Source organism: Mesorhizobium sp. M0518 (assembly GCF_040321125.1).
Taxonomy (GTDB): Bacteria; Pseudomonadota; Alphaproteobacteria; order Rhizobiales; family Rhizobiaceae; genus Mesorhizobium.
Genome location: NZ_JAMYQY010000004.1, coordinates 95680 through 107785 on the forward strand (window position 1 = coordinate 95680; position 12106 = coordinate 107785).

Below are 12106 nucleotides of genomic sequence, written 5' to 3' on the forward strand. Positions count from 1 at the left end.
ATATAAGCTCCATGCAAAGGCGAAAATGCCTTGCGAAATGCAACAGAGGCGGTGGGAACACCGATATTGCACCATGTGGAAGTCTCTCGTCGCTGCCGTCGCCCTGGTCGCCGCTATCGGCTCGGTCCATGCCGCGAGCGCGGTCAACAAGGACGCCGAGACCCGAACGCTGGTCGTCACCGAGGGCGGCAGCAAGACCGACCTTGCGTTGGCCGGTGGCGAAACGGTTGAGTTCTGCCCGAATGGCTGCTTCGTCACCTTGCCCAATGGCGACCTCGAAGCCCTGACCGGTTCGGAAACCGTCGAGATTTCGGGCGGTGTCGCCCGCATCAAGTAATCCTGGCGTCACGATTGCGGAGGCCGGGAATTTGCCCGGCCTTTTATCGTTTCCGGTAGCGGTTGTTTAACAATGACGCCGGAAATACCCCCATGGCAGCCGTCTGCAACCGTGCGTTTTAACGTTCGCTACGTCATCGCCCGCTATACCAGCCTCAAGACGCCGAAAAGCGGCGCGCAACTCTACGCGGGCAGGGTAGGACATGGATGCGCGGTCGGACAGGAACGCAATACCGCTTGCGGTCGATCTCGACGGCACGCTGATCGCGACCGACCTGTTGTGGGAAGGGCTGTTCATCCTTCTCAAGAAGAACCCGCTCTATATCTTCCTCGTGCCTTTCTGGGCCGCCGGCGGACCGGCGCGGCTGAAGCAGGCAATCGCGCAGCGCATCGACATCGATCCGGCATCGCTGCCCTATCGCGAGGTGCTGCTTTGCCGCCTCCGGACCGAGCATGCCGAAGGCCGCAAGATCGTGCTGGCGACCGGCACGCCGCGCAAGTTCGCCGATGCCATCGCGGTCCATCTCGGCATTTTCGACCAGGTGCTGGCCACCGATGGTCTCGCCAATCTCACCTCGGGCAGGAAGCGCGCTTCGCTGATCGCAGCCTATGGTGATGGCGGTTTCGACTATGCCGGCAACAGCCGTCACGATCTCCAAGTCTTTGATGCAGCGCGCAACGCGATCGTCGTCGCGCCCGACCGCCATGCCGCGCGCTGGCAGGCGGCACATGGCGCCGAGACGATGCCGGCGCCGAAGCCGACTTTGCGGACCATCGTCAAGATGCTGCGTGTCCATCAGTGGCTGAAGAATTCGCTGATCGCAGTGCCGATGGTGCTCTCGCACGAATATTTCAACACCGACATGATCTGGCAATGCCTGCTGGCATTCGTCTCGTTCAGTGCGGTGGCATCGGCCATCTACATCCTCAACGATTTCTTTGACCTCGCGCTCGACCGCAAACACCTCACCAAGCGCAACAGGCCGTTCGCCAGCGGTGCGCTGTCCATCCCGTTCGGACTTGGCGCGATTGCGATGCTTTTGGCGATCGGCTTCGGCACCGGGCTGTTCTTGTCGCACGAATTTCTGGCTGTGCTTGGCGGCTACATGGTCGTCACCACGGCCTATTCGCTGTCGTTCAAGCGCATGCTGCTGGTCGATGTGCTGACGCTCGCCGGCCTCTACACGATCCGCGTCCTGGCCGGTGCGGCGGCGACCGGCGTCGACGTCTCGTTCTGGCTGCTGGCCTTCTCTATCTTCTTCTTCCTGTCGCTGGCGCTGGTGAAGCGCTTCGTCGAATTGCGCACCACCGCCATTCCGCCTGGCGAGCGCATTGCCGGCCGCGGCTATCGCACCGAAGACCAGGAGATCGTCGCCCAGGCCGGCATGGCCTCGGCCTTCTCCTCGGCGCTGGTGCTGGCGCTCTACATGGACAGTGTCGCGGTGCGGGAGCTCTATCCGCATCCATGGCTGATCTGGCCGCTGGCGCCGATCGTGCTTTATCTCACCATGCGCGTCTGGATCCTGGCGCGCCGCAACGAGATGCATGACGATCCGGTCGTGTTCATCATCCGCGACTGGCGCAGCCAGATCGTGGTGCTGATCGGTGCGGTGATGCTGGTCATCGGGGGCTGGTAGGCATGGCCGCCGGACGTTTCCCAAGCTTTGGCCTTGCCACACCGCCGGCGCCGCGCGCCATCGGGGCCGATGAGGCGATCGCGCTGCTGAAGGGCGGTCGGGCCAAGCCGGCGTCGCTGCTTGCCTATGGCAATGGCCGCTCCTACGGCGATTCCTGCCAGAACGAGGCCGGAGCGGTCGTCGATATGCGATCGCTGAACCGCATCCACGCCTTCAACGCCGAAACCGGTGTTCTCGAGGCGGATGCCGGCGTGCTGTTGTCCGACATCATCGCCCACGCCGCCCCTTACGGCTTCTTTCCGGCGGTTGTGCCAGGCACGCAATTCGTCACGCTCGGCGGCGCCATCGCCAATGACGTGCATGGCAAGAACCATCACCGGCGCGGCACCTTCGGCTGCCATGTCGAGAGCTTCACGCTGCTCAGGTCCGACGGAAGGACCTATCGCTGCTCGGCAGCAGACAATGCGCGCCTGTTTGCGGCGACGATCGGCGGCATGGGGCTGACCGGTCTCATCCTGTCTGCCTCGATCCGGTTGATGCGGGTTCATTCGCTCGACATCGTCGAAAAGGCGACGCCGTTTCGCGATCTCGACGAGTTCTTCGGTTTGGCCGAGGCGGCCGATCAGGCCAATGAATATGCGGTCGCCTGGATCGACCAACTTGCCGGCGGCCGCAATAGCGGTCGCGGGTTGCTGTTTACAGGCAATCATGCCGAGCACGGCTCGCATGCCGCCTCGCGCGCCGGTGGCAATCTCTCGGTGCCGGTCCAGCCGCCGTTCAATGTGCTCAACCGGCCGTTCCTGACCGCCTTCAACGCCGCCTACAGGTGGAAGAAGGGGCGGTCGACGGCGCCGCGCCAGGGTGGCTACCAGGGCTTCTTCTTCCCGCTCGACGGCGTGCGCGACTGGAACCGGCTTTATGGGCCGAAAGGGCTTTTCCAACACCAGAGCGTGGTGCCGGAAGCGGCGGCGCGCGAGGCCGTGCCGGCATTGCTTGCGGCTGCAAGGCAAGCCGGGCAGGGCTCGTTCCTCACCGTATTGAAACGCTTCGGCTCCATCCGCTCGCCGGCGCTGCTGTCGTTCCCGCGTCCCGGCTACACGCTGACGCTGGATTTCCCCAACAGGGGGGCTGCGACGCTGGCCTTGTTGCGGGAACTCGATCGCATCACCGTCGAGGCAGGCGGCGCCGTCAATCCCTACAAGGATGCTCGTATGGGCGCAGACATCTTCGCTTCGTCCTTTCCCGAATGGCCGCGGCTGGAGTTGCTTCGCGATCCCGCCTTCCTATCGAGTTTCTGGGCGCGGACGGCAAGGAAGCTCGACACGCGGCGCTGCGTAGCCGAGGCAGCGGAATAGATATAACTTGAGTAATTCTTGGTTATCGATCGTTAAATCCATGATTCACTCAAAACATTCTTGTGGCTTCACGAAATGTTTGCTGGTTTGTAATAGGAAGCATGAAGGGGTGGCTCGGAACACATGAAATACATCGTCTTCATTCTCTTTACGGTCATGACCAATGCCGCCGCACAGCTGATGCTGAAGCAAGGCATGATGTCGCTCGGGCCGATCTCGTTCGAGGGCGTCAATCCGCTCGTCAAGCTGTTGCAGATCGTTTTCAGCCCCTGGGTGTTCCTTGGCCTCTGCACCTTCGTCATCTCGATGGCCTCGCATCTCTATGTGCTGTCCAAGGTCGAGCTCTCCTTCGCTTATCCGTTCCTCAGCCTCGCCTATGTTGCCGTCGCCATCTTCGCTTATTTCGTCTTCCGCGAGGACCTCAATGGCTGGCGGATCGCCGGCATCGCCTTCATCTGCGTCGGCACGGTGCTGATCGCGCAAAGTGGCCGGGATTTGGGTAAGCAAGGGCATGAGGACCAGACCGCTTCCATCATGCCCGACAAGATCCAAGCAAACGAGATCATTCGATGAGACATGTGATTTTCGGCGGTGACGGTTTCGTCGGCCGCCACCTTGCTCCGAAGCTTGTGGCCGATGGTGAAGAGGTTGTCGTCGCCGACGTCGTCAAGAGCGACCTGCCGCAGTACCGCACCGTCCGCTTTATCCAATGCGACGTCACCGATCCGGCGTCGGTCGCGGCGGTCGGGCTGAAGGCCGATGATATGGTCTACAATTTGTCGGCCAAGATGCTGTCGCCGATCCAGGTGCGGGCCAAGCGGCACGATTTCTTTTTCCCGGTGAATTTCCACGGCACCGAGCACATCATGCAGGCCATGGACAGAGCCGGTGCGACAAAACTCGTCCACTACACGACCGACATGATCTACGGCCACACGGTCACGCAGCCGATGACCGAGGAGCACCCGGTGGCGCCGCTGGGCGAATATGGCTGGTCGAAGCAGAAGACAGAGGAGTTGGCGGCCGAATGGCGCAAGCGCGGCATGTCGATCTCGCTGTTTCGCCCGCGCCTGATCATCGGCCCAGGCCGGCTCGGCATCCTGGAAAAGCTGTTCAAGCTGATCGACTGGAACCTTCCCGTGCCGATGATCGGTTCGGGCAGGAACCCCTATCAGTTCATCTCGGTGTTCGACTGCGCCGAGGCCGCGCGCGCGGCCTGGAAGGCCGGTGTGCCTAATGAGGCCTATAATCTGGGTTCGCTCAACCCGCCGCCGGTCAAGAAATTGCTCGGCGATTTGATCCGGCATGCCGGCTCGAAATCGATCCTGATCCCGACACCGGGCTGGGCGGTCAAGCGCACGCTCGACCTGCTCGACCTCTTCAACATGCCGATCATGGACCCGGAACAGTATCTGATCGCCGACGAGGACTGCGTGCTCGACGTGTCCAAGGCCGGGCGCCAGCTCGGCTGGGTGCCGCAATATCGCGACGAGGACATGCTGATCGCCGCCTATAGCGAGTACCGCGCAAAGAAAGCCGGCCACGCAGTCGCCACCAAACATGTGCCCGCCGAATAGCGGCTCGCAAAACAGCTTTCGTTGCGCCCGATCCTGGTCGTGCGTGCAGACAGGAGATTGAAATGACCGTCATGGCCAAGCCCGAACAGACCAATTTGCGCACCATGGTCAGCGCGCCGTCGCTGTCGCCAGCGACCATCGCCAAGCCCGATTTGATCAGCGTCGAGCAGGCCAAGGCGATGGACGTCGCCCGCATGACCGACCTGTTCAAGGCGCATCTCAACCCCGGCCAGCTGCACTTCATGAAGCTGCTCGGCTTCCACAAGATCAAGATCGAGCGTGCCGAAGGCATGTTCTACATCGACCAGAACGGCCGCAAGATCCTCGACTTCTTCGGTGGTTTCGGATCGCTGGCCTTCGGCCACAATCATCCGCGCATCCTGGAAGCACGCAAGAAATTCCAGGAGGAGAAGCGCCAGGAAATCGCCATCGCCTTCATGTCGCAATATGCGGCGGCACTTGCGCACAACATCGCCAAATGCTCGCCCGGCGATCTCGACATGGTGTTTCTGGGTTCGTCCGGCTCGGAGGCGATGGAAGCGGCGGTTAAGCTCGCCGAGCGCGCCGCCGGTCCGAAGCGACCGAAGATCGTCTATGCCGAGAATTCCTTCCACGGCAAGACCAAGGGCGTGCTGGGCATCACCGACGGCCAGCTCTACCGCGCCGACTTCAAGGTGGCCGAAAACACGGTCCGCATCCCGTTTGCCGACATCGAGGCGGTCGAGCGCCTGTTCCGTTCCGACCCGGAGGTCGGCGTCATCGTGCTGGAAACCATCCAGGGCGGCGGCGGCATCATCCAGGCGCCTGCTGAATATTGGCAGAAGCTAAGGGCGCTGTGCGACCAGTATGGCGTGTTGTGGGTCGCCGACGAAGTGCAGTGCGGCTATGGCCGGTCAGGCCGCTTCTATGCCTTCGAGCATTACGGCGTCATTCCCGATGTGACGGCGCTGGCCAAATCGCTTGGCGCCGGCAAGGCGGCGGTCGGCGCGATGATCGCGCGGCGCGAGGTCTACATGAAGGCCTATGGCACGCCGAAAACGGCGATGATCCATGCCATGGCGACCTTCGGCGGCATGGGCGAGGCCTGCGTCACCTCGATCGAGGGGCTCAATGTACTCTATGATGAAGGGCTGATCGACAATGCCGCCATCACCGGCGACTATTTGCTGCAGCGCCTGCAGACGCTCAGGGAAAAGTACCCGAAGATCATCAAGGAGGTGCGCGGCAGGGGTTTTATGATCGGCCTGGAGTTCCACGACTTCTCGCAGACCTTGCCGATGGTGTTGCGGCCGATCGTCAGCGTGCTCGACGACAAGCTGAAGGGTTCGCTGTCGGGCTTCATCGGGGCGCTGCTGTTGCGCGACTACGATGTGCTGGTCGCCTTCACCGAATACAACCGCAACGTCATCCGGCTCGAGCCGCCGCTGATCTGCCAGCGCGAGCATGTCGACCGCTTCGTCGACGCCTTCGACAGCCTGCTGTCGCGCGGCATCGTGTCGATCGTCAAGGATTTCGTCAAAAGCCAGGTTCGTTAAGCGAGTTCGCTGGGTACAACGATGCTGACCAAGTCGCCCGATCCACAAAACCCGCTCGACCGCCTCATCGGAGCCGGTCTGGCGTGGGGCGAGGGGACTTATGCGCGGCTGGCAGCACCGATCGGCGCGGCGGCCTTCGCGCTCTACATTCTTTTTACAGCGTTCACCGCCTGGGTGATGCCCGACGCCAACTGGGACATGCTGCCCTATCTCGCTATATCGGAGGAAGGCACCTATCCCGATGCGCAGGCGCTGCATGACTATGCCTACAACACTGTCAAATCGGGCGTGTCCGCAGGCGACTATAAGGCGCTGACCGACGATGGAGGCGGCTTCCGCAGTCACATGACGGAGAATGCCGCCGACTTCCATTCACTGCTCGGCATGTACCGGATCAAGTTCCTCTATGCCGAGATCCTGTCGACACTGAGCGCGGTGATGTCGCCGGTCGAGGCAATGCGACTGGTCTCAGTGTTCTCCGTGCTGCTGTTTGGCGCGATCGCGTTGATGTGGCTACGCTCCACAGGGGCATTGGCGTTGGCGCCTATCGTCGGCGCGGTGCTGATCATGGCCGATTTCGGCGATGCGGCACGCGCTTCGACACCGGATCTGCTCACTTCAGCGCTGCTGCTCGGCGGGCTCTATGCCTATGTCCGCGGCCTCGAGGTGGCAACGGCGATCCTGCTCTTCCTCGCCTTCATGGTACGGCCGGACAACATTGTTTTCCTGGCGATTTTCGCTGTGCTGCTGGTCGCGTACCGGCAGAGGGCATGGGGTGCGCTGGCCGGTTTTGCCGCTTCCTTCGTGGCCTACTTCGCCATCTCTCACTGGGCGCATCATCCCGGCTGGGCGCCGCATCTGTGGTTCTCCAGCATCGAGCAGCACTTCAATATGGACGGATTCGAGCCGCCATTCTCGGTCACCACCTATCTCAGGGCGTTTGCCACCTCGCTGCTGCGCGCCGTCAGCCTGAACAGTTGGGTCGGCGTGTCGGTGCTGGCACTGGCCGGCTGGTTTGCTGCCGCCCGCGCCGGCTTCCGCCTCGATCGCCGCGCCGGCATCCTGTTTGCGGCGCTGGTGCTCGGTGCGCTGGCGAAGTTCACCGTCTTCCCGATCCACGACACGCGCATCTATTTCCCCCATCTGATTCCGCCATTCCTGCTGCTGGCGACGCCGTTCATGGCGCTGTGGGCAGCCGTGGCTCGCGGCCAGAATCGCGCTGCCATGCAAATCATTCCCGGAGACAAGTCATGAGTTCGCTATCCAGCCTGGCGCGCGTTGCCCTGTCGCTTGCTCTTCCCAAGGGCGTTCTCGATCGCGGCCCGTCGCTGCGCGGCACCAAGTTCCTGGCCAGGGCGGCGCTGAAGGCGCGTTTTGGTGGTGCAGGGCGACCGTTCCAGATGGTCAATGTCGGCGCCTGCGACGGCGCACTGTTCGACGATGTGACGCCTTGGCTGCACAGGATTCCCGGTGCACGGGCCATGCTGGTCGAGCCGATCCCGTACAACCAGAAGAGACTGCGCGCCAATTATCCAGACACGGACCGCTTCATCATCGAGCCGGTGGCGGTGACGAAGACAAAGGGCACGATAACCGTCCACACCTTCGATGCCGCCGCCCTCGAGGCCGGCACGTTGCCCATCGAATTTATCGGCTGCTCGTCGGTCACCGACACCAATCTGATGTCGGGCAAGAATGCCTGGGGCGAGGCCGACGCCAATTTCAACAAGTTCGCGCCGCATCTCAGGGACATCGAGGTGCCATCCGAGACCTTGCAGACGCTGCTCGATCGCAACGGCATCAGCCATATCGACGCTTTCCTCGTCGATTGCGAGGGCGCCGACTGGATCGTCTTCGAACAGCTGGACCTCAAGCGCTACCGCCCCGGCATGATCAAGGTCGAGGTCGGCGCGCTGCCCGCCCCGGAGATCGGCCAGGTCGTGGTCAAGCTGAAGACATCAGGTTATCAGGTCGGCTTTCAGGCCGAGGACATCTGGGCCTTCGCCTGAGTTAGCCCACCGAAAAGCGAACCGCCCCAGGCGCCGGTGTGAAGCATTCTGCCGTCTGGTCGCTCGGCTTTTTGCCAATGTCGCAAACAGGCTTCAATCGGCCTGCCGCTCCGCCCTATAGTCCGCCCGCTTTATCACTTTGGAGTCGCGGGCAATGGCAGAGTTTCCGAAAAAGGCGAAGGTCGTCATCGTCGGCCTGGGCGGTATTGTCGGCGCATCGATCGCCCATCATCTGATCGAACGCGGCTGGGACGATATTGTCGGCATCGACAAATCAGGCATCCCGACCGATATCGGCTCGACCGCGCACGCCTCCGACTTCTGCTACACCACCAGCCACGATTTCCTGTCGTGCTGGACGACGCTCTACTCCATCGATTTCTACGAGAAGATGGGTCATTACGCGCGTATCGGCGGCCTTGAGGTTGCGCGTGTCGGCGACGACAGCCGCATGGAAGAGATCAAGCGCAAGATCGCCTCCGCCAAGGCGTTTGGCACGCGCGCCCGTCTGATCGAACCGGCCGAGATCAAGGAAAAATTTCCGCTGATCGAAGAAGCGATGGTGCAGGGCGGCCTGTGGGATCCCGATGCCGGTCTGGTCATCCCGCGCTCGCAGACGGTCGCCGGCAAGCTGGTCGACCAGGCGGAAGCCTCGGGCAAGCTCAAATCCTTCGCCAACACGCCGGCTCGGTCGCTTGTCGTCAAGGACGGCCGCATTTCAGGCGTGGTGACCGATCGCGGCACCATCGAGGCCGACTATGTCATCGTCTGCGCCGGCATATGGGGCCGGCTGATCGCGGAAATGGTCGGCGAGGATCTGCCTGTCATGCCGATCGACCATCCGCTGACCTTTTTCGGCCCCTACAACGAGTTTGCCGGCACCGGCAAGGAGATCGGCTGGCCGCTGCTGCGCGACCAGGGCAACTCGGCCTATATGCGTGACACAGGCGATCCCAGGACCGCCGAGGGCGGGCAGGTCGAATGGGGTTATTACGAAGAGACCAACCCGCGCCTTTGCCATCCGCGCGACCTGCTGGAGAAGGACCAGGCGCGGCTTTCACCCTCGCAGCGCGATCTCGACATGGAACAGATCCTGGCGCCGCTCGAACGCGCCATGGAGCTGACGCCGATTCTCGGCGAACTCGGCTATAACGAAAGCCATTCCTTCAACGGTCTCTTGCAGGTGACCGCGGATGGCGGCCCGTCGATGGGCGAAAGCCAGAAGGTGCGGGGCCTTTGGTATGCCGTCGCCATCTGGGTCAAGGACGGCCCCGGCATGGGCAAGCTGATCGCCGATTGGATGACCGACGGCCGAACCGCGATCGATCACCACGCCGTCGACTATGCGCGCTTCTATCCGCACCAGACAAAGGAGCAGTTCATCTGGGATCGCTGCACCGAGACGGCGATGAAGGTCTACAATCCGGCAGTGCATCCGCGCGAGCCGTTCTCCAAGGCCCGCAACATCAGGCGCTCGCCGTTCTGGGAACGCGAGAAGGAACTCGGCGGCTATTTCATGGAGCTTGGCGGCTGGGAGCGCGCCCATGGCTACGCCGCCAACGAGCATCTGCTGGAGAAATACGGCAACCGGGTGCCGGTGCGTGAGAACGAGTGGGACAACCGCCATTTCTGGCGCGTCTCCAATGCCGAACACCTCGCCATGAGCGAGGATTGCGGCATCGTCAACCTGTCGCATTTCGCCATGTACGACATCGAGGGTCCCGACCATGTCGCGCTGCTGGAATGGCTCTGCGCGGCCAAGATCGGCGGCGACAACAACATCGGCAAGGGTATCTACACCCACTTCCTCGACGAGGAAGGCATGGTGCGCGCCGACTTTACCGTCATCCGCATGGCCGACCGCTGCCGTTTGATCGATGGCGCCGACGCCGGTCCGCGCGACTTCCAGTACATGCGCCGCACGGCACAGGACAAAGGTTTCGATGTCACCATCACCGACGTGACCGAGAAGTATGTCACCATCGGCATCTGGGGGCCGAATGCCCGGGCGACCTTGCAGAAGGTGGTCGAAAGTCCGGACGGGCTCTCTGTTGAGAACTTCCCATTCGCGGCGATCAAGCCGGTCCGGATCGGCGGCAAGGATGTCACCGCTTTCCGCATCTCCTATGTAGGCGAGCAGGGCTGGGAACTGCATATGCGCTACGAGGACGGTCTCGCTGTCTGGGACGCGCTGCGATCGACCGGCGTGATGCCCTTCGGCGTCGAGACCTATGCCAACACCCGCCGCATGGAAAAGAGCCTGCGCCTGCAGAACGCCGACCTTTTGACCGAGTACAATCTGCTCGAAGCCGATCTTGCGCGTCCGAAGGTCAAGGAGAACGACTTTTGCGGCAAGGCCAAGCATGTCGAATACCGCGCCCGCGAGCGCCAACCGGCCATGCTGTGCACGCTGGTGATGACCAGTAATGTCGATTCCAAAGGCGTTGCCCGCTATCCTGTCGGCACGATGCCGGTGATGGACCCGAAGACCGGCGAGACGCTGGTCGACGAACTCGGCCGCCGGTCGTTCACCACGTCGATGGCCTATGGCCCGACCATCGGCAAGAACATCGGCCTCGCCTATCTGCCATGGGCCTACGCCCAGGAAGGCCGCAAGCTCATTATCGAGTATTTCGGCGAGACCTATCCGGTTGAAGTCGCCGCTGTCGGTTACAAGCCGCTTTATGATCCGGAGAATTTGAAGCCGCGCAGTTGAAGCCGCAGAATTTGAGAACGAAAAGCCCGGCCTTGGCCGGGCTTTTCCCTTTTTAAACAGGCTGTTTTCGCTTACCCTTGCGGCATGTCTGCTTTTGCCTGCGCAAGACATTTCCTTTCAAGCTGCGCCGCGTTCGCGCTGACGCTCTGGTTGACGCCCGCGACCCAAGCTGACGAGCCCGTCGATGTCGAGTTGGTGCTGGCCGTCGATGTCTCGCTGTCGATGTCTCCGGACGAACTCGAGATCCAGCGTCACGGCTACGCAGCGGCGCTGACGCACGACAATGTGCTGCAGGCCATTGCCGACGGCGCCCATGGCAAGATCGCCGTTACCTATGTCGAATGGGCCGGTACCACCTGGCAGCGCGTCATCGTGCCGTGGACGGTGATCGCCAGCCGCACCGACGCCGAGCGCGTGGTTGCGCAGTTGTCGGCGCAGCCGCCCAACAGCGCGCGGCGCACCTCGATCTCCGGAGCGCTGGAGTTCGGCAACGACCTGTTCGCCGAAAGCGGCTACCGAGGCACGAAGCGGGTCATCGACATTTCGGGCGACGGCCCCAACAATCAGGGCGCGCCGGTCAACCTGACCCGCGACGAGCTGATCAAGCAAGGCATCGTCATCAACGGCCTGCCGCTGATGACGCGAGGCGGCTTCATCGGCGCCTACGACGTCAGCAATCTCGATCGCTACTACAGCGACTGCGTCATTGGTGGTCCCGGAGCCTTCATGATCCCGGTCAATGACTGGACGCAGTTTCCCGAAGCCATTCGCCGCAAGCTGGTGTTGGAACTCGCCGGTCCGGCCTCGCCGCAATGGGCGGCGGAAGAAGCCGCGCATCCGCCGGTGATATTGGCACAGGAGAGATCCACCACCGATTGTCTGGTCGGCGAGAAAATGTGGCGAAACCGCAGCTGGATGTTCGACAGCCGCTAAAGCTCTTC

General features: G+C 62.3%; 10 protein-coding genes. All 10 read left to right on the forward strand.

Translation table 11 applies throughout. The features are described from left to right. Positions 1-73 precede the first annotated feature (73 nt). The 10 genes from NKI66_RS07200 (at position 74) to NKI66_RS07245 (ending at position 12098) form a co-directional block, all read left to right on the forward strand. A complete protein-coding gene (locus NKI66_RS07200; RefSeq protein ID WP_023812335.1) occupies positions 74-337 on the forward strand; it encodes a hypothetical protein in 264 nt (87 codons plus the stop codon). A 202-nt stretch (positions 338-539) separates the two neighbouring features. Then, on the forward strand, positions 540-1973 hold the full coding sequence (locus NKI66_RS07205; RefSeq protein ID WP_023812334.1) for a UbiA family prenyltransferase: 1434 nt from the start codon (positions 540-542) through the stop codon (positions 1971-1973). Between the two features lie 2 nt (positions 1974-1975). Continuing rightward, positions 1976-3328: an FAD-binding oxidoreductase gene (locus NKI66_RS07210; protein WP_352751326.1), complete on the forward strand. Its 1353-nt coding sequence runs from the start codon at positions 1976-1978 to the stop codon at positions 3326-3328. A gap of 123 nt (positions 3329-3451) precedes the next feature. After that, positions 3452-3901 carry an EamA family transporter gene (locus tag NKI66_RS07215; protein WP_023812332.1) on the forward strand — a complete coding sequence of 150 codons (450 nt, stop codon included), beginning with the start codon at positions 3452-3454 and terminating at the stop codon, positions 3899-3901. After that, positions 3898-4905, forward strand: a complete 1008-nt coding sequence (locus NKI66_RS07220; RefSeq protein WP_128304388.1) for an NAD-dependent epimerase/dehydratase family protein — start codon at positions 3898-3900, stop codon at positions 4903-4905. The genes NKI66_RS07215 and NKI66_RS07220 overlap by 4 nt, the downstream gene beginning before the upstream one ends. Before the next feature lie 104 nt (positions 4906-5009). Beyond that, a complete protein-coding gene (locus tag NKI66_RS07225; RefSeq protein WP_245273256.1) occupies positions 5010-6440 on the forward strand; it encodes an aspartate aminotransferase family protein in 1431 nt (476 codons plus the stop codon). A gap of 21 nt (positions 6441-6461) precedes the next feature. Beyond that, a complete protein-coding gene (locus tag NKI66_RS07230) occupies positions 6462-7694 on the forward strand; it encodes a glycosyltransferase 87 family protein (RefSeq protein WP_023812329.1) in 1233 nt (410 codons plus the stop codon). After that, positions 7691-8449 carry an FkbM family methyltransferase gene (locus NKI66_RS07235; protein ID WP_023812328.1) on the forward strand — a complete coding sequence of 253 codons (759 nt, stop codon included), beginning with the start codon at positions 7691-7693 and terminating at the stop codon, positions 8447-8449. The genes NKI66_RS07230 and NKI66_RS07235 overlap by 4 nt, the downstream gene beginning before the upstream one ends. A gap of 154 nt (positions 8450-8603) precedes the next feature. After that, entirely contained in the window at positions 8604-11165 is a 2562-nt protein-coding gene (locus NKI66_RS07240; protein WP_023812327.1) for a GcvT family protein, read from the forward strand. An 84-nt stretch (positions 11166-11249) separates the two neighbouring features. Then, complete coding sequence (locus NKI66_RS07245) at positions 11250-12098, forward strand: DUF1194 domain-containing protein (protein WP_023812326.1); 849 nt, start codon at positions 11250-11252, stop codon at positions 12096-12098. Positions 12099-12106: the final 8 nt, after the last annotated feature.